The 17,351-nt window shown below is 53.8% G+C and carries 18 protein-coding genes; 10 read left to right on the plus strand and 8 right to left on the minus strand.

The genetic code is table 11. The features are described 5' to 3' along the window. The first annotated feature begins 12 nt into the window (after window positions 1-12). From AC4OVU_RS17625 to AC4OVU_RS17640, 4 genes are read left to right on the plus strand one after another with little or no spacing between them, the layout of a single operon-like run. The gene (locus AC4OVU_RS17625) at window positions 13-903 is read left to right on the plus strand and encodes a carbohydrate ABC transporter permease (RefSeq protein ID WP_006811834.1); all 891 of its coding nucleotides are present in this window, start codon (window positions 13-15) and stop codon (window positions 901-903) included. Then, window positions 896-1,798 (plus strand): carbohydrate ABC transporter permease, encoded by a 903-nt coding sequence (locus AC4OVU_RS17630; protein WP_032649385.1) that lies wholly within the window; start codon window positions 896-898, stop codon window positions 1,796-1,798. Before AC4OVU_RS17625 ends, AC4OVU_RS17630 begins: the two co-directional genes overlap by 8 nt. 12 nt (window positions 1,799-1,810) lie before the next feature. Next, complete coding sequence (locus tag AC4OVU_RS17635; RefSeq protein WP_491928759.1) at window positions 1,811-2,938, plus strand: ABC transporter ATP-binding protein; 1,128 nt, start codon at window positions 1,811-1,813, stop codon at window positions 2,936-2,938. A 13-nt stretch (window positions 2,939-2,951) separates the two neighbouring features. Then, on the plus strand, window positions 2,952-4,238 hold the full coding sequence (locus AC4OVU_RS17640) for an ABC transporter substrate-binding protein (protein ID WP_017382862.1): 1,287 nt from the start codon (window positions 2,952-2,954) through the stop codon (window positions 4,236-4,238). An 84-nt stretch (window positions 4,239-4,322) separates the two neighbouring features. On the opposite strand, the gene araE is transcribed toward AC4OVU_RS17640, so the two are convergent. From araE to kduI, 3 genes are all read right to left on the minus strand, one after another. Beyond that, a complete protein-coding gene (araE, locus tag AC4OVU_RS17645) occupies window positions 4,323-5,738 on the minus strand; it encodes an arabinose-proton symporter AraE (protein WP_023304357.1) in 1,416 nt (471 codons plus the stop codon). A 312-nt stretch (window positions 5,739-6,050) separates the two neighbouring features. Then, window positions 6,051-6,812: a 2-dehydro-3-deoxy-D-gluconate 5-dehydrogenase KduD gene (kduD, locus tag AC4OVU_RS17650; protein WP_063405182.1), complete on the minus strand. Its 762-nt coding sequence runs from the start codon at window positions 6,810-6,812 to the stop codon at window positions 6,051-6,053. Window positions 6,813-6,875: 63 nt separating this feature from the next. Next, window positions 6,876-7,712 (minus strand): 5-dehydro-4-deoxy-D-glucuronate isomerase, encoded by an 837-nt coding sequence (gene kduI, locus AC4OVU_RS17655; RefSeq protein ID WP_032649391.1) that lies wholly within the window; start codon window positions 7,710-7,712, stop codon window positions 6,876-6,878. Window positions 7,713-8,012: 300 nt separating this feature from the next. On the opposite strand from kduI, the gene AC4OVU_RS17660 reads away from it, so the two are divergent. Further along, complete coding sequence (locus tag AC4OVU_RS17660) at window positions 8,013-9,188, plus strand: oligogalacturonate lyase family protein (RefSeq protein WP_023295371.1); 1,176 nt, start codon at window positions 8,013-8,015, stop codon at window positions 9,186-9,188. 206 nt (window positions 9,189-9,394) lie between these two features. Here the strand turns inward: AC4OVU_RS17660 and AC4OVU_RS17665 are convergent, their stop codons facing one another. The 3 genes from AC4OVU_RS17665 to AC4OVU_RS17675 form a co-directional block, all read right to left on the minus strand. Beyond that, a complete protein-coding gene (locus tag AC4OVU_RS17665) occupies window positions 9,395-10,078 on the minus strand; it encodes an oligogalacturonate-specific porin KdgM family protein (protein ID WP_003862842.1) in 684 nt (227 codons plus the stop codon). Window positions 10,079-10,395: 317 nt separating this feature from the next. Continuing rightward, window positions 10,396-11,574, minus strand: coding sequence for an acetyl-CoA C-acetyltransferase (locus AC4OVU_RS17670; RefSeq protein WP_015571770.1), 1,179 nt, complete (start codon window positions 11,572-11,574; stop codon window positions 10,396-10,398). A 92-nt stretch (window positions 11,575-11,666) separates the two neighbouring features. Next, window positions 11,667-12,533, minus strand: a complete 867-nt coding sequence (locus tag AC4OVU_RS17675) for a LysR family transcriptional regulator (protein WP_015571771.1) — start codon at window positions 12,531-12,533, stop codon at window positions 11,667-11,669. Window positions 12,534-12,634: 101 nt separating this feature from the next. Between AC4OVU_RS17675 and AC4OVU_RS17680 the strand changes: the two genes are divergently transcribed. Then, window positions 12,635-13,099: a multidrug/biocide efflux PACE transporter gene (locus AC4OVU_RS17680; protein ID WP_110292283.1), complete on the plus strand. Its 465-nt coding sequence runs from the start codon at window positions 12,635-12,637 to the stop codon at window positions 13,097-13,099. Window positions 13,100-13,215: 116 nt separating this feature from the next. Then, entirely contained in the window at window positions 13,216-14,445 is a 1,230-nt protein-coding gene (locus tag AC4OVU_RS17685; protein ID WP_003862847.1) for an amino acid permease, read from the plus strand. A gap of 595 nt (window positions 14,446-15,040) precedes the next feature. On the opposite strand, the gene AC4OVU_RS17690 is transcribed toward AC4OVU_RS17685, so the two are convergent. Together AC4OVU_RS17690 and yjdI are read right to left on the minus strand one after the other, a co-directional pair. Next, window positions 15,041-15,313, minus strand: coding sequence for a GNAT family N-acetyltransferase (locus tag AC4OVU_RS17690; RefSeq protein WP_003862848.1), 273 nt, complete (start codon window positions 15,311-15,313; stop codon window positions 15,041-15,043). A gap of 10 nt (window positions 15,314-15,323) precedes the next feature. Next, window positions 15,324-15,554: a 4Fe-4S mono-cluster protein YjdI gene (yjdI, locus tag AC4OVU_RS17695; RefSeq protein ID WP_015571774.1), complete on the minus strand. Its 231-nt coding sequence runs from the start codon at window positions 15,552-15,554 to the stop codon at window positions 15,324-15,326. A gap of 453 nt (window positions 15,555-16,007) precedes the next feature. Between yjdI and AC4OVU_RS17700 the strand changes: the two genes are divergently transcribed. From AC4OVU_RS17700 to AC4OVU_RS17710, 3 genes are all read left to right on the plus strand, one after another. Further along, complete coding sequence (locus AC4OVU_RS17700) at window positions 16,008-16,196, plus strand: con-10 family general stress protein (protein ID WP_015571775.1); 189 nt, start codon at window positions 16,008-16,010, stop codon at window positions 16,194-16,196. A gap of 90 nt (window positions 16,197-16,286) precedes the next feature. Further along, on the plus strand, window positions 16,287-16,784 hold the full coding sequence (locus AC4OVU_RS17705; protein ID WP_003862851.1) for a YciE/YciF ferroxidase family protein: 498 nt from the start codon (window positions 16,287-16,289) through the stop codon (window positions 16,782-16,784). Window positions 16,785-16,844: 60 nt separating this feature from the next. Beyond that, window positions 16,845-17,351 carry a ferritin-like domain-containing protein gene (locus tag AC4OVU_RS17710; RefSeq protein ID WP_017382870.1) on the plus strand — a complete coding sequence of 169 codons (507 nt, stop codon included), beginning with the start codon at window positions 16,845-16,847 and terminating at the stop codon, window positions 17,349-17,351.

Below are 17,351 nucleotides of genomic sequence, written 5' to 3' on the forward strand. Positions count from 1 at the left end.
AGGTAGGTATGTATGAATGAAAACAAGCTGCTGGGGCTCGCATGGATATCACCCTACATCATCGGGCTGATACTCTTTACGGCATTCCCCTTCGTCTCATCGTTTTTCCTCAGCTTTACGGATTACGATTTGATGAGTCCGCCGGTGTTTAACGGCATTGAAAACTATCGCTACATGTTTACCGAAGACACGCTCTTCTGGAAATCCATGGGCGTGACCTTTGCCTATGTATTTTTAACCATCCCGTTAAAGCTCGCCTTTGCATTAGGCATTGCCTTTGTCCTGAACTTTAAATTACGCGGCATCGGCTTTTTCCGAACGGCCTACTATATTCCGTCGATCCTCGGCAGTTCCGTCGCCATTGCCGTATTGTGGCGCGCCTTATTTGCCATTGATGGTCTGCTGAACAGCTTTATCGGTGTATTTGGCTTTGATCCGGTGAACTGGCTGGGCGAGCCGTCGCTGGCGCTGATGTCCGTTACCCTGCTACGTGTCTGGCAGTTCGGTTCCGCGATGGTCATCTTCCTGGCCGCGCTGCAAAACGTCCCGCAGTCCCAGTATGAAGCGGCGATGATCGATGGCGCATCGAAATGGCAGATGTTCATGAAGGTGACCGTGCCGCTGATTACGCCGGTGATCTTCTTCAACTTCATCATGCAGACCACGCAGGCGTTCCAGGAATTTACCGGGCCGTACGTGATTACCGGCGGCGGGCCAACCTATTCGACCTATCTGTTCTCGCTCTACATCTACGACACCGCGTTTAAGTATTTCGATATGGGCTATGGCGCGGCGCTGGCGTGGGTCCTGTTCCTGGTGGTGGCTGTCTTCGCCGGTATCGCCTTTAAGTCGTCGAAATACTGGGTGTTCTACTCCGCCGATAAAGGAGGCAAAAATGGCTGATATTCAACAACTCTCCACGGCAAGAAGCGTCGCCGAACGCGAAGTGGCCCGCACGCTGCGCAGAGAGAAAATCAACGCCACCGTTCGCTATGTGATCCTGCTGGCTGTCGGCCTGCTGATGCTTTACCCGCTGGTGTGGATGTTCTCCGCGTCGTTCAAACCGAACCACGAGATCTTCACCACCCTGAGCCTGTGGCCAGCCCACGCCACCTGGGATGGTTTCGTGAACGGCTGGAAAACCGGGACCGAGTACAACTTCGGCCATTACATGCTGAATACCTTTAAGTATGTGATCCCGAAAGTGATCCTGACCATTATCTCCTCCACCATCGTGGCGTACGGCTTTGCCCGCTTCGAGATCCCGTGGAAGAAGTTCTGGTTCGCCACGCTAATCACCACCATGCTGCTGCCCAGCACCGTGCTGCTGATCCCGCAGTACCTGATGTTCCGTGAAATGGGCATGCTCAACAGCTATATGCCGCTGTACCTGCCGCTGGCCTTCGCCACTCAGGGGTTCTTCGTCTTCATGCTGATCCAGTTCCTGCGCGGCGTCCCGCGTGACATGGAAGAGGCGGCGCAGATAGACGGCTGTAACTCCATTCAGGTGCTGTGGTACGTGGTGGTGCCGATCCTGAAACCGGCCATTATCTCCGTCGCCCTGTTCCAGTTCATGTGGTCCATGAACGACTTTATCGGGCCGCTGATTTACGTCTACAGCGTGGATAAATACCCCATCGCACTGGCGCTGAAAATGTCCATCGACGTCACCGAAGGCGCGCCGTGGAACGAAATTCTGGCAATGGCGAGCATCTCCATTCTGCCATCCATCATTGTCTTCTTCCTGGCACAGCGCTACTTCGTACAGGGCGTCACCAGCAGCGGAATTAAAGGTTAAGAGGGAAATACCATGGCTGAAGTTATTTTCAACAAGCTGGAAAAGGTCTACTCCAACGGCTTTAAAGCGGTACACGCTATCGATCTTAAAATTGCTGAAGGGGAATTCATGGTGATCGTCGGCCCATCCGGCTGCGCCAAATCCACGACCCTGCGCATGCTGGCGGGGCTGGAAACCATCAGCGGCGGCGAGGTGCGCATCGGCGACAAGATCGTGAACAACCTCGCGCCGAAAGAGCGCGGTATTGCAATGGTGTTCCAGAACTACGCCCTCTATCCGCACATGACGGTGCGCGAGAATCTGGCCTTTGGTCTCAAGCTGAGCAAACTGCCGAAAGATCAGATTGAGTCTCAGGTGAATGAAGCCGCCAAAATTCTTGAGCTGGAAGAGCTGCTCGACCGCCTGCCGCGCCAGCTTTCCGGCGGCCAGGCGCAGCGCGTGGCGGTAGGCCGTGCGATTGTGAAAAAGCCGGATGTGTTCCTGTTCGTTGAGCCGCTTTCAAACCTCGACGCCAAACTGCGCGCTTCGATGCGTATCCGTATTTCTGACCTGCACAAGCAGTTGAAGAAGTCAGGAAAACCGGCGACCACCGTTTACGTGACCCACGACCAGACCGAAGCGATGACCATGGGCGACCGCATCTGCGTGATGAAGCTCGGCCATATCATGCAGGTGGACACGCCGGACAACCTCTACCACAAGCCGAAGAACATGTTCGTGGCGGGCTTTATCGGCGCGCCGGAGATGAATATACGCAAAAGCGTGCTGGTCGAAAAAGCGGGCCAGCTGCACATCGCCATTGGCGATGAAACCATGCCGCTGAACGCGGAGAAGCAGGAGAAAGTCGCGGCTTACGCGGGTCAGGAGATCTTCTACGGCGTGCGCCCGGAATTTGTGTCGCTCTCTGATGAGCCCTTCCCGAATGGCGGCTGTAGCGGGGAGATGGTGCGCGTGGAGAACATGGGCCACGAATTCTTTGTGTACCTGAAGGTCGCGGACTACGAACTGACCGCCCGAATCCCGTCCGATGAAGCTAAGCCAATGATTGATAAAGGGCTTTATCGTAAGGTGTATTTCACGTTTGAGATGAACAAGTGTCATATTTTTGACGCAAAAACTGAACAGAACCTCTCTCTCTGATGGAGTGATAAAAATGAAAAAAGTGCTTTTAAGCGCAGCAATCTCCGCGACCCTCGGCCTTACCGCTTTGCCATCGATGGCGCAGAATGTGGATTTACGGATGTCCTGGTGGGGCGGCAATGGCCGTCACCAGGTCACTCTGAAAGCGCTGGAAGAGTTCCATAAGCAGAACCCGGACATCAACGTAAAAGCGGAATACACCGGCTGGGACGGTCACCTCTCCCGTCTGACCACCCAGATTGCGGGCGGCACCGAGCCGGACGTGATGCAGACCAACTGGAACTGGCTGCCGATCTTCTCCAAAACCGGTGATGGCTTCTACGATCTGAACAAGATGAAGGACGTGATCGACCTGTCGCAGTTCGATCCCAAAGAGCTGCAAACCACCACCGTGGACGGCAAGCTGAACGGCATTCCGATCTCGGTGACGGCGCGCGTGTTCTACTTCAATGACGAAACCTGGAAAAAAGCGGGTATTGCGTACCCGAAAACCTGGGACGAGCTGATGGCGGCCGGTAAAACCTTCGAGAGCAAGCTCGGCAAGCAATACTACCCGGTGATCCTGGAGCACCAGGATACGCTGGCGCTGCTGAATTCGTACATGATCCAGAAGTACAACATTCCTGCGGTGGATGAGAAAACCAAAAAGTTCAGCTACACAAAGGAACAGTGGGTGGAGTTTTTCCAGACCTACAAAAAGCTGATCGACAGCCACGTCATGCCGGACACCAAATACTATGCCTCGTTCGGTAAGAGCAACATGTATGAGATGAAGCCGTGGATCCAGGGTGAATGGGGCGGCACCTACATGTGGAACTCCACCATCAACAAATATTCCGACAACCTGAAGCCACCGGCGAAACTGGAGCTGGGCAGCTACCCAATGCTACCGGGCGCCACCGACGCGGGTCTGTTCTTCAAACCGGCGCAGATGCTGTCGATTGGTAAGACGACCAAAAACCCGGAAGCGGCAGCGAAGCTGATTAACTTCCTGCTCAACAGCAAAGAAGGGGTTGATACGCTGGGTCTTGAGCGCGGCGTGCCGTTGAGCAAAGTGGCGGTGCAGTATCTGACCGAAGACGGCACCATTAAAGAGGACGATCCATCCGTGGCGGGCCTGCGCCTGGCGCAGTCGCTGCCGGCGAAACTCACCGTCTCGCCATACTTTGACGACCCACAGATTGTGGCGCAGTTCGGTACCTCTTTGCAGTATATCGACTACGGGCAGAAAACCGTGGAAGAGACGGCCGCTGACTTCCAGCGTCAGGCGGAGCGTATTTTGAGACGTGCGATGCGGTAAACACAAAGCCGGGTGGCGGCTACGCCTTACCCGGCCTACAGGCTATCGTAGGCCCGGTAAGCGAAGCGCCACCGGGCAATGACATTACACGCCGATATTACGTAGTTTCTCCCCTCTCATCAGCTTGCGTTCAATATGCTCCAGGGTCACGCCTTTGGTTTCCGGAATCAGCCAGAAGGTCACGCCGATAAATGCCACGTTCAGCACTGTATAGAGCCAGAAGGTGCCTGCCGCGCCAATCGCATCCAGCAGCGTCAGGAAGGTCGCGCCAATGATCATGTTCGACACCCAGTTGGTGGTGGTGGAACAGGTGATACCAAAGTCACGGCATTTCAGCGGCTGAATTTCAGAGCACAGGATCCACACCACCGGCGCGGCGCTCATCGCGTAACCGGCGATGCACATCATGGTCATGCCGACGGAGAGCCAGGAGAGGCCGCTTGACGCCGTGCCGTTATCGAACTGCATCAGGCAGTAGCCGAGTATTAAGGTGCCGAGCGCCATCACGCTAAAGCCAATTTTCAGGGCCGGTTTACGTCCGGCCTTATCAACGGTGAACACCGCGATAAAGGTGGCGAACATAAAGGTCAGCCCTACCACCAGCGTGGCGATCATCTGCTGTTCGGTGGTGGTAAAACCGGCCATTTTAAAGATGCGTGGGGCGTAATACATGATGATGTTCATCCCCGTGAACTGCTGCATCGCCTGTAACAGCATGCCGAGGAACACCGCGCGGCGCACGTTGCGGTTTGCCTTAAACAGCGACCAGCCGCCCTGCTTCAGCTTCAGGCTCTCGCGGATTTCGTTCAGCTCTTCACGCGCTTTTTCAGACGTGTCGCGCAGCATTCGCAGCACCTCTTCCGCCTCCACGTGACGCCCTTTTTGCGCCAGCCAGCGCGGGCTGTTCGGCAGGAAAATGACTAACACAATCAGCAGCACCGCAGGCAGCGCCAGCACGCCAAGCATTGCCCGCCAGTTGCCGCTGTAGCTGAAGTACGTATCCGACAGGAACGCCAGCACGATACCGAGCGTCACCATCAGCTGGTACATGCTGATCATCTTCCCGCGCACGTTTTCACTCGCCATTTCGGAGAGGTAAAGCGGCGCGGTGTAGGACGCGATACCCACCGCCACGCCCAGCAGCACGCGGGAGAGCAGCAGCACTTCAACGTTGGTTGCAAACGCTGAACCAAGAGAGCCGGCAACAAACAGGATCGCCCCGACCATCAGGCTGTATTTGCGCCCGAGACGGAACGACAGCCAGCCATTAAACAGTGCGCCGATGGCCGCACCCAGCATCATGCTGCTCACCACCCACTCTTGCAGGCGGTTGCTTAACGTAAAGTGGTCGGTAATAAAGGGCAGTGCGCCAGCGATAACGCCGATATCCAGACCAAACAGTAAACCGGCTACGGCGGCCGCAACAGAAACAAACTGGTTCATGCGTCGGGTATCGCGCAGCGCAGCGGGCATAAGGGTAGAGTCATTTACAGATGTCATAGTTTCCTGCCTCAACAGCGAAATTCGTTAAGTGAAATTACGAGATACCGGAAGAAAGTGTCAGGCCGGAACTGGTGAAGATATGGATTATTTCGCTACGACATACCGATCTGTGATGGACATTACAATTTAAAATCAGGGTGGTTTAACCTTATTTTTTATTAATTAGTTAATATTTAAGCAATAAATGTGTGATACCTGTCATTCATTCCTTTTCAGTATGGATTTTTCATCTTTAAGGATATGGATAAAGCCAATTTTGGCGCAAAAAAAACCTCCACCCGAGGGCAGAGGTTCTTGATTCGGGCTGAATTATCGTGCCAGCCAGCCGCCGTCAACGGCAACGGTGTAGCCGTTAATGTAATCCGAAGCCGGGGACGCCAGGAACACAACCGGGCCCATCAGATCGCTCGGCAGACCCCAGCGGCCCGCTGGAATACGCTCCAGGATAGCTGCACTGCGCTCTTCATCCGCACGCAGCTGCTGGGTATTGTTGGTGGCCATGTAGCCCGGCGCAATCGCGTTGACGTTGATGTTGTGCTGCGCCCACTCGTTCGCCAGCAGACGGGTCACGCCCATCACGGCACTCTTCGATGCGGTGTAAGACGGCACGCGGATGCCGCCCTGGAAAGAGAGCATGGAGGCAATATTGATGATCTTGCCCCCTTTCCCATGGGCGATGAAGTGCTTCGCAGCCGCCTGGGACATAAAGAACACGCTCTTGATGTTCAGATTCATCACGTCGTCCCAGTCCGTTTCGCTGAAGTTAATCGCGTCTTCACGACGGATCAGGCCGGCGTTGTTGACCAGAATATCGATATGCCCAAACTCCGCCACCGCGCGATCCAGCAGCTCAGGGATCGCATCGATTTTGCGCAGGTCCGCGGTCAGGCTCAGGAAACGGCGGCCCAGCGCGGTGACGCGCTCGATGGTTTCCGTTGGCTCAACGATGTTAATCCCGACGATATCGCAGCCCGCTTCCGCCAGACCTAACGCCATACCCTGCCCCAGCCCGGTGTCACAACCGGAAACCACAGCCACTTTACCTTGCAGAGAAAATGCATCCAGAATCATGTTTATTCCTTAATCGTTCAGCGCCTGTCAGCAACAGGCAGATATATACTTAACTGCCTGCGACTAGCGCAGATCCTTAACAGCGACGTGGTCCATGTCATCGAAGACCTGGTTTTCACCGACCATACCCCAGATAAAGGTATAGGCTTTCGTTCCCACACCAGAGTGGATAGACCAGCTCGGCGAAATGACCGCCTGCTCGTTGTGCATAACGATATGGCGCGTCTCCTGCGGCTGTCCCATCATGTGGAACACGCAGGCGTCTTCATCCATGTTGAAATAGAAGTAGACCTCCATGCGCCGCTCGTGGGTATGGCACGGCATGGTGTTCCACAGGTTGCCCGGCGCAAGCTCGGTCAGCCCCATGCTGAGCTGGCAGGTTTCCAGCACATCCGGAACAAAGTATTTGTTGATGGTGCGACGGTTGCTGGTGAGGTTATCGCCAAGGGTCACCGGGGCAACGTCCGCTGGCGTGACTTTTTTGGTGGGGTAAGTCGTATGAGCCGGGGCGCAGTTGTAGTAAAACTTCGCCGGTTTGCTGCCATCAATGCTGGCGAACATCACTTCTTTCGCGCCTTTGCCGACGTACAGCGCATCGCGGTGACCAATTTCGTAGCACTGGCCATCGACGGTAATGGTGCCCGGCCCGCCGATGTTAATCACGCCCAGTTCACGGCGTTCGAGGAAGTAGCTCACGCCCAGCTGTTTGCCCACTTCACCGCCCACGGAGACGGTTTTCGCTACCGGCATAATCCCGCCCACAATAATGCGGTCAATATGGCTGTAGACCATGGTGTACTTGTCGGCTTCGAACACTTGCTCAACTAAAAACTCACTGCGCAGCCCCTGAGTATCCAGCGTTTTAGCGTGCGCACTGTGGATGCTTTGTCTGACGTCCACGTAAACCTCCAGAATTGATCGTGCCCGAAGGCAAAGATAAATAACGAAACAACGTTCCGTTTTCGTGATGAATACATATTATCCCCTGACCACGGGGTTTTCAATTGCATTTAAAACAACGTTTCATTTTTTCTGCTTGTTTATGCCAGAAATGGTGTTTCGATCACGATAAATCTTTAAGACCCTCAATCTGGTTAATGAAACTGAGAAAGTGCGCTGTCAGTCACACATAATGAAACAACGTTTTGATAATTTAACACCCAGTTTTCAACCTACATTACGCGTTCAAAGGAGTGCATTATGGCTAAAGGTATGCGGGTCAAGCTGAACTATGAGGTCAGCCGCGATCCGGATACAGGCGTGGAAGTCACCCGCCTGACCCCACCGGAAGTAACCTGTCATCGCAACTACTTTTACCAGAAGTGCTTCTTTAACGATGGCAGCCACCTGCTGTTCGCCGGGGAGTTCGACGGTCACTGGAACTATTACCTGTTGGATCTGAAAAACGCCGAAGCGGTACAGTTGACCGAAGGCGCGGGTGATAACACCTTTGGCGGGTTCCTCTCTCCGGACGATAAATCCCTCTACTATGTGAAGAACGATCGCACCCTGCTGGAGGTGGATTTACAGACGCTGGCAGAGCGCGAAGTGTACCGCGTCCCGGAAGAGTGGGTCGGCTACGGCACCTGGGTCGCGAACAGCGACTGCACCAAACTGGTGGGTATTGAGATTGCCAGACGTGACTGGACGCCACTCAACGACTGGAAAATTTTCCACGACTTCTTCCACAAAGGGCCGCACTGCCGCCTGCTGCGCGTTGATCTGAAAACGGGTGAAAGCACCACCATTCATGACGAGAAGATCTGGCTGGGACATCCGATTTATCGCCCGTTCGATGACAATACCGTGGCCTTCTGTCATGAAGGGCCGCACGACCTGGTCGACGCCCGCATGTGGCTGGTGAACGAAGATGGCAGCAACGTGCGGAAAGTGAAAACGCACGCGGAAGGTGAAAGCTGTACACATGAATTTTGGGTGCCGGACGGGTCCGCGCTGATCTACGTTTCTTACCTGAAAGGTCAGCAAGGGCGCACCATCTCCCGCTTCAACCCGGACACCGGCGTGAATGAAGCGGTAATGAATATGCCCGCCTGTTCGCACCTGATGAGCAACGTCGACGGCACCCTGCTGGTTGGCGACGGCTCCGGTACGCCTGTCGATGTGAAAGACACCGGCGGCTACACCATTGATAACGATCCTTATCTGTATGCCTTTGACGTGACGAAGAAAGCCTGTTACCGCATCGCCCGTCATGACACCTCATGGGCTACGGTGGCGAACAGCCGCCAGGTAACCCACCCGCATCCGTCCTTCACGCCGGACGAAAAAGCGGTGCTGTACAGTTCCGATAAAGACGGCAAACCGGCCCTCTATATCGCGAAACTCCCTGAGCAACCTGAAATGTTGCATGCCTGACTTGAGTTAGTGTTTCTGTAACTGGCCTTGCCCTCCGATTCGGAGGGCTTTTTTTTGGGTGACTGCGCGGCGCTTTTTGCCGGGTGGCGCTTCGCTTACCCGGCCTACGAAACGACGGATTGGAAGGAAGGTGTAGGTCGGATAAGAAGGTGTAGGCCGGGTAAGCGTTAGCGCCACCCGGCGGTTTTAGCGAAGAAGATAAATTATCAGAAGGAGTACGCCACGCCTAAACGGAACCGGGTCTGGCGTTCGTCCGTGTCTTTAACCCCCACGTTGCCCACCTCCACATACGGCGCCCAGTTTTTATCCCATTTGTAGGCCAGCTTGGCATTATATTCGTTGGAATAATCTTTATTGTTATTTCGGGCCACGCCTTCAGAACTTTTCGCGTAAACATAGTTCAGCTCGGTACGCCAGTCACCTAATACCCAACCGACCCACGCATCGCCACGGTTAACTTTATCATCGTCCTTATTTGAGCTTGACGGGTAGCGGGTATATTCGTAACGGTAACGCGCAGCCACGTAGAAGCCATTATCGAAGCTATATTGCACATGCAGATTCGGTTTATAAATGGTGCGACTGTCTGTGCTTTCAATCGTAAACGCAGGGGTCAGGGCGATATTGTCTGTCGCTTTCCAGCGCCAGCTAATCTGATCTTCGTGACCGTTCCCCACTACATCCGCGAATGGCTGATCTGCCTTGTCCCCGCCTGATTTCCACTTCGCCTCGACTGAAAAACCAAAGCCATTATCAAAGCGGTGCGAGACGGCAACACGGTCGGCATTCGAGCCGCTGTCAATATATTCGTGACGCAGATCGACGGTAACGGCGCTAGCCGCAAAAGAGGCACTAATAAGGGAAGCAAGGAGCAGAGATTTCTTAAACATGAAAAAACCCTCAATTAAAATAACGTTTCGTTTTTATGAAACTTGAGTTTATTTTTTATGCACCGTTATTTTAGTGACAAGGATCGAAATTATTTGTTTCATTTTTTTTGGCAAAGATTGACGTGAACCCCATCAACAAAAAAAGGGTATTAACCGTAAATTTCAGGCGTGAGATCACATTAAGCACTTCACAAAGCCAATAATTAACCGCGCAATAATTATTGCGGGCTTCAGAAAGAACGCATAAGTGTTAAAAAAGGATTCTGCGGACACAAAAAAACCTCCCGTGGGAGGTTTTCTGTGCGCAGAGGGAGAAATTACCGTTCGATAGCCAGGGCCACCCCCTGCCCCCCGCCAATACAGAGCGTTGCGATCCCTTTTCGGGCGTTACGCTTTTTCATTTCGTGGACCAGCGACACCAGAATGCGGCAGCCGGAGGCGCCAATGGGATGGCCCAGCGCGATGGCTCCGCCGTTGACGTTGACCCGCAGCGGATCCCATTCCAGCATTTTCCCGACCGAGATCGCCTGTGCAGCAAAAGCTTCGTTGACCTCAATCAGATCCACATCGTTCAACTCCCAGCCCGCCCGCTCCAGGCAGCGGCGCGTGGCATAGACCGGGGCGATCCCCATTAACGCGGGATCAACGCCCACGCTGGCAAACGCTTTGATCCGCGCCAGCACCGGCAGCGCCAGCTCCTGGGCTTTGCTTTCACTCATCATCATCACCGCCGCCGCACCGTCGTTAATGGATGAGGCGTTGCCTGCCGTTACGGAACCGAGCGTTTCAAAGGCCGGATCGAGTTTTGCCAGCCCTTCTGCGCTGGCATCGGTGCGCGGCTGCTCGTCGGTATCGACGATGAGCGCTTCACCGTTCTGGCGCTGGGTACTGACCGGGACAATTTCATCGCGAAAACGCCCGGAGTCGATCGCTGCACGCGCTTTTTGCTGTGAGCTGAGGGCATATGCATCCTGAAGCTCGCGGCTGATACCGTATTCCCGCGCCAGGTTTTCCGCCGTTACGCCCATATGGTAGTCGTTGAAGGCGTCCCACAGCCCGTCGTGAACCAGGCTGTCAAGCAGCTGACTGTTCCCGAGCTGCGCGCCGGTCCGGCTGTCGGTCAGGACATGCGGGGCGCGGCTCATATTCTCCTGCCCGCCGGCAATGACCACATCCGCTTCACCACACTGGATGGCCTGCGTTGCAAGATGGAGCGCTTTCAAACCTGAACCACAGACGTCGTTAATGGTTATTGCCGAAACGGTATTAGGCAGGCCGCCCTTCAGCGCCGCCTGGCGCGCAGGGTTTTGTCCCGCGCCAGCGGTCAGCACCTGGCCCAGGATCACCTCATCAATTTCATGTGCGGCAATCCCGCTGCGTTCCACCAGCGCTCTTACCACCACGCTGCCAAGATCAACCGCAGAGTGACGCGCAAGCGCTCCCTGAAAACAGCCGATAGCCGTACGTAACGCACCCACTATAACGACATCTTTCATCACGACCTCTGTGCAAAATGACATGACGATAGTAGAGGATTGTTATCAACAATTGACGCAAATGTTTAAAATTAGTGAGTTTAGTCACAGGATTATCGTGCGTCCTGTAAGTACTGGCGCAGCCAGCTTCCGGCGACGCCGGGCGGGGTTCGTTTGTTCCATACCAGATCGATGGCAATCGACCTCGGCCAGCCCGGCACGTTCAGCTGCACCAGCGATTTCGACGCGGCAAATTCGTCGACCAGCGCGCAGGGTAACGCGCACCAGCCAAAGCCCTGTACCGCCATGCTCAGCAGTAACAGATAATTCGGCGCAGACCAGACCGGCCCGCGCGAAAGGGGCGCTTCCCGTTCAAGATAGGTGCTCAACCGCAGCTCGCGCCAGCCATGCAGCTCGTCCGCCTGTGTCTCATGTTGCCCTGCCAGAGGATGTCCGGCAGAAACGTAGATGGCCATCCGCGTCTGCATGGGCAGACGGGTCGCGCCAATATCGGTCGGGTAGCTGTCGCGCGCTTCCGTCAGGCCAATTTGCGCCCGCTCCTTTTGCAGCAGATCGATCACGTCCTCCTCTTCTCCAATCAGGCACTCAAATTCCGTGTGCGGAAAACGCTGGTCGAACTGGCTCATCATCTCTTCCAGCACGGCCGGGTTAAGCGTATCGGAGAGAACAAAGGTAAAACGCGCCTCCGTTTGCGCGGTTAAAGATACGGCCAGCTCATCCAGGCGCGCGCTGGCGGCGAGTATCGACTGGACATAGCCCAGCACCTGTTCACCCTGTGCGGTTAATACCGGATGACGCGCCGAGCGATCGAACAGCTCAAAGCCAAGGTCAGCTTCAAGGTTGGCAATGGAGGTGCTGATGGTGGACTGGCTTTTACGCAGCCGCCGTGCCGCAGCAGAAAACGAACCTGCGGCCACAGTTTCAACAAACGCGGTCAGTGCTTCGGGAGAGTAACGCATGATGTATCTACTTTATCGATGGATACCATCTTTTATATATCACCTTAAACGATAAGAATAGGCCGCATCAACGCCCATACTGGCGTCTATATGAGGTAAATATGCAACATCAGGATGCACTCCAACGTAAATTGCCGGAGCGGATCTTCCATGCCGTCTGTTTTGAAGGCATTGCTACGGCGATCCTCGCCCCGACGGCCGCGTGGCTAATGAAGCGCTCGGTGGTTGAAATGGGGGGTCTCACCATTATTCTGGCGACCACGGCAATGCTCTGGAACATTATCTATAACTTTGGCTTCGACCGTTTCTGGCCCGTCCAGCGGGTGAAGCGCACGGCGAAAGTGCGCGCCCTGCATGCCCTGGGTTTTGAATGCGGCTTTATTGTGATTGGCGTAACCATCGTTGCCGCCGTGCTGGGCGTGACGCTGCTCCAGGCTTTTACCCTGGAAATTGGTTTCTTTCTGTTCTTCCTGCCGTACGCCATGCTCTACAACTGGGCGTACGACACCCTGCGGGAGAAAATCATCAAGCGCCGCCAGCAACGACGCGCCCTGGCAAGCGAATAACCTTCCGGCCGGAGACCTGCTCCGGCCCACCCCCTGCGAAGCAACGGCGACCTCAACGCATAATTATGGTAAATTGCACTCCTTTTTGTTCGTTTTATAGTTGATACGTTGCTCTAATGTCGAAAATTTGGTCAAAAGAAGAGACTCTCTGGAGTTTCGCCCTCTACGGCACTGCCGTGGGCGCAGGAACCCTGTTCTTGCCCATTCAGCTCGGCTCTGCTGGCGCGATTGTCCTGCTGATCACCGCCCTTGTGGCGTATCCCTTAACCTACTGGCCGCATAAAGCGCTGGCGCAATTTATTCTGTCGTCGAAGACGAAAGGCAACGAAGGGATCACCGGTGCCGTTTCGCATTACTACGGCAAAAAGATCGGCAACCTGATCACCACGCTCTATTTTGTGGCCTTCTTTGTGGTAGTTCTGATTTACGCGGTGGCGATAACCAACTCACTCACTGAACAGCTGGCGAAACGGATGACGGTGGATACCGGCATGCGGATGCTGGTGAGCTTTGGCGTAGTGCTGATTTTGAATCTGATCTTCCTGATGGGGCGGCACATCACCATTAAGGTGATGGGTTTCCTTGTCTTTCCGCTGATCGCCTATTTTCTGTTTGTCTCGCTGTATCTGACGGGCAGCTGGCAGCCGTCGCTGCTGACCAGCCAGATGGCCTTCGACCAGCATACGCTGCACCAGGTGTGGATTTCGATCCCGGTGATGGTTTTCGCTTTTAGCCATACTCCGATCATCTCGACCTTCGCCGTAGACCGTCGCGAGAAATACGGTGAAGAGGCGATGGGTAAATGCAAAAAAATCATGAAAGTGGCGTACCTGATCATCTGCCTCAGCGTGCTGTTCTTTGTATTCAGTTGCCTGCTTTCGATTCCACCGTCGTATATCGTGGCGGCAAAAGAGGAAGGGGTGACGATCCTGTCCGCGCTGTCGATGATGCCTTCTTCCCCGGCATGGCTGGGCATTTCCGGCATTATCGTGGCGATTATTGCGATGTCGAAATCGTTCCTCGGCACCTATTTTGGCGTGATTGAAGGGGCAACGGAAATTGTGAAATCGTCGCTGAATCAGGTGGGTGTGAAGAAAAGTCGCGCCTTTAACCGCGCGGTTTCGATTCTCGGCGTGTCGCTGATTACCTTTGCGGTCTGCTGCATTAACCCGAATGCCATCTCGATGATTTACGCCATCAGCGGTCCGCTTATCGCCATGATCCTGTTCATCATGCCGACGCTGTCGACGTACCTGATCCCGTCATTAAAACCGTACCGCTCCATCGGTAACCTGCTGACGCTGATTGTGGGTGTGCTGTGTGTGTCGGTGATGTTTGTGGGTTGAGTGTGTCGTTTTTCCGTTCACCTTACGATTGGTTGTTAATCTTACCCCTGAACCTGTGAACGGGATAAGGGGGCCACCGCGGCCCCCTTATCAATCCCCGCGGCCCCGCGGAAAATCGGTGCTTCGCACTGCGCTCACCTCCCGACCGTCTGCCTGCGGTCGGCTCAACTCGACATCCTGTCTCGATTCGCCTCTGGTCGCCATCCATGGCGCCCAGCCCTTGTCATCCGGTCTCCGGCTCGCCGATTTTAGCGGGGACTCAACACCCGTGCCCCATTCAGGCAATGAAGAAGCTGGAGCAGGGATGAGTCCGGCTGAAAATCGCCGAATCGTTTCCTGGAGGCCGGGGCGACGCGCATGGATGCGCGTCGAGGGCGGCTTTACACGGACGTTACCTCCGCCCGTCCCCGATAAGCCGTAAGGAATAAGTTGAGGGCACCGCGAAGCGGCGATTTTCCTGCCGGGAGCCGGGATTGTTAAGGGGGCGGCGATAGCCCCCTTAACACGTTCACCGCAGCGGGCGTTTCAGATAGCAAAGATGCTGTAGTGAACGGAACAATTCTACGGTCCTGCCAAAGAAAGCTTTATCAGAAAGTCACGCCCGAATATCGTCATACTCCCGCGTATTATCAAACTCATGCTTCGCAAATGGACACAGCGGGATAATTTTACGATTCTCACCGCGCATCTTCTCTACCACCTTCGCCACCAGCTGTTTACCCACACCCTGCCCTTTCAGGCTCGGATCCACATCGGTGTGCTCAATGATGCTCAGATGCTCGCCGGTCGGGACAAAGACGATCTCCGCTACCTGATTGCCTTCGGCGTCGTTGACGTAAAACTTGTTATGGCCTTCAAGAATTTCCATGGTTCCTCGCTTATTTTTGGCGGTACTTCAGCGCACCGCTCGGGCAGGTATCAATTACGCGCATAACCGTTTCTGCATCTACTTCATCCGGCGCGATCCATGGTTTACGCTTCAGATCGAACAGCTTCGCGCTGCCGCGCACGCAGTTGCCCGAGTGTTTGCAGATCCCGGTGTTGAAGTAGACATCGATTTTCTCACCGGTATAGGCCCGGTACCCCGCATCCAGTAGCTCCTGATCCATGACATTGCCTCTGTAATTATTGTGGTGACAAAAGAAGCATACCCTCACCCGATCCACCTGACCACGTCAAAAACGAGGTTTAGCCACACTCTTTTCAGCGCATGACTTCGTCACGCTCATAGGATTATTCCGAATACAAGAACACCCGTTGCGAAGATATATTTTTGCGCTGTGTCAATTCTTGTAATAATTCACGCCACGTTCACATTAGGATTATTAGCTAAGCGCAACCTTAACCTCCGGATTTATTTTCATCTAACTGATGGATTTCCCATCCGTTTTTAAAACTCGTAACGAAGCGGTATTTCTTCACTACCTGCAAAATTACCGCAAAACAACCCAGACAAGAAATTTGACTCTTCTCACATAACGACTAATGTTAATTTCTGAACGACAACTGATACGAATTACTTATCGTATCTCCTGACATAAACGCAACATGAGGGTTGATATATGGCAGAGCAACATCGTGGTGGTTCCGGTAATTTCGCTGAAGACCGTGAAAAGGCATCAGAAGCTGGACGTAAAGGCGGCCAGCACAGCGGCGGTAATTTCAAAAACGATCCGCAACGCGCATCTGAAGCGGGTAAGAAAGGGGGACAGAGCAGTCACGGCGGAGGCCGTAAATCTGATAACTCCTGATCTTATTTAAAGCTCTTATAAATATACCGAGAGCATGCTGCGGGCCCGTCGGCTCGCAGTACCTTCCCTTTATTTCACTGGAGCGAAAATATGAATATGAAAACTGTTGAAGATGTATTTATTCACCTGTTATCCGACACCTACAGCGCTGAGAAGCAGCTGACCCGCGCGCTAAGCAAATTAGCTCGCGCCGCATCCAGCGAGAAGCTGAGTGCCGCGTTCACGGCTCACCTCGAAGAGACGCAGGGACAGATCGAACGTATCGATCAGATTATTGAGCAGGAATCCGGTCTCAAACTGAAGCGCATGAAATGCGTTGCGATGGAAGGCTTAATTGAAGAAGCCAACGAAGTTATTGAGAGCACTGAGAAAAATGAAGTGCGTGACGCTGCATTAATTGCCGCAGCTCAGAAAGTTGAACATTACGAAATTGCCAGCTACGGCACCCTGGCCACCCTGGCTGAACAATTAGGCTATAAAAAAGCCGTTAAACTTCTTGCCGAAACGCTGGAAGAAGAAAAAGAAACCGATCTCAAATTAACCGATCTGGCTGTCGGTAATATTAATCAAAAAGCCCAGAAAGGATAATTAATATCTGATGAGCATCAGCACCAAAAATTAACCAAAAATAAATCACAGGAGTTAATTATGAATCATGTAGAACACTACCATGATTGGCTACGCGATGCCCATGCGATGGAAAAGCAAGCCGAATCCATGCTGGAATCAATGGCCAGCCGTATTGATAATTATCCCGACTTACGTGCACGAATTGAACAACACGTTAATGAAACTAAACACCAAATTACCGTGCTGGAAGAAATTCTCGACCGCAATGATATTTCCCGTTCGGTCATAAAAGATTCCATGAGTAAAATGGCGGCGCTCGGCCAGTCCATTGGCGGCATGTTCCCTTCCGACGAAATTGTTAAAGGCTCCATCAGCGGCTACGTTTTTGAGCAGTTTGAAATTGCCTGCTACACCTCTCTGCTGGCTGCGGCCAAACAAGCAGGCGATACCGCCTCCATTCCAGCCCTTGAATCCATTCTGGAAGAAGAGCGCCAGATGGCAGACTGGCTGCTCCAGCATATTCCACAAACGACGGAACAGTTCCTGCTGCGCTCCGACGCGGACGGCGTTGAAGCTAAAAAATAA

Source organism: Enterobacter sp. 6722112 (assembly GCF_058661685.1).

Coding starts and splice junctions, on each gene's coding strand:
- AC4OVU_RS17625 (WP_006811834.1), top strand. CDS start 13: ATGAATGAAAACAAGCTGCTGGGGCTCGCATGGATATCACCCTACATC.
- AC4OVU_RS17630 (WP_032649385.1), top strand. CDS start 896: ATGGCTGATATTCAACAACTCTCCACGGCAAGAAGCGTCGCCGAACGC.
- AC4OVU_RS17635 (WP_491928759.1), top strand. CDS start 1,811: ATGGCTGAAGTTATTTTCAACAAGCTGGAAAAGGTCTACTCCAACGGC.
- AC4OVU_RS17640 (WP_017382862.1), top strand. CDS start 2,952: ATGAAAAAAGTGCTTTTAAGCGCAGCAATCTCCGCGACCCTCGGCCTT.
- araE (WP_023304357.1), bottom strand. CDS start 5,738: ATGACATCTGTAAATGACTCTACCCTTATGCCCGCTGCGCTGCGCGAT.
- kduD (WP_063405182.1), bottom strand. CDS start 6,812: ATGATTCTGGATGCATTTTCTCTGCAAGGTAAAGTGGCTGTGGTTTCC.
- AC4OVU_RS17660 (WP_023295371.1), top strand. CDS start 8,013: ATGGCTAAAGGTATGCGGGTCAAGCTGAACTATGAGGTCAGCCGCGAT.
- AC4OVU_RS17665 (WP_003862842.1), bottom strand. CDS start 10,078: ATGTTTAAGAAATCTCTGCTCCTTGCTTCCCTTATTAGTGCCTCTTTT.
- AC4OVU_RS17670 (WP_015571770.1), bottom strand. CDS start 11,574: ATGAAAGATGTCGTTATAGTGGGTGCGTTACGTACGGCTATCGGCTGT.
- AC4OVU_RS17675 (WP_015571771.1), bottom strand. CDS start 12,533: ATGCGTTACTCTCCCGAAGCACTGACCGCGTTTGTTGAAACTGTGGCC.
- AC4OVU_RS17680 (WP_110292283.1), top strand. CDS start 12,635: ATGCAACATCAGGATGCACTCCAACGTAAATTGCCGGAGCGGATCTTC.
- AC4OVU_RS17685 (WP_003862847.1), top strand. CDS start 13,216: ATGTCGAAAATTTGGTCAAAAGAAGAGACTCTCTGGAGTTTCGCCCTC.
- AC4OVU_RS17690 (WP_003862848.1), bottom strand. CDS start 15,313: ATGGAAATTCTTGAAGGCCATAACAAGTTTTACGTCAACGACGCCGAA.
- yjdI (WP_015571774.1), bottom strand. CDS start 15,554: ATGGATCAGGAGCTACTGGATGCGGGGTACCGGGCCTATACCGGTGAG.
- AC4OVU_RS17700 (WP_015571775.1), top strand. CDS start 16,008: ATGGCAGAGCAACATCGTGGTGGTTCCGGTAATTTCGCTGAAGACCGT.
- AC4OVU_RS17705 (WP_003862851.1), top strand. CDS start 16,287: ATGAATATGAAAACTGTTGAAGATGTATTTATTCACCTGTTATCCGAC.
- AC4OVU_RS17710 (WP_017382870.1), top strand. CDS start 16,845: ATGAATCATGTAGAACACTACCATGATTGGCTACGCGATGCCCATGCG.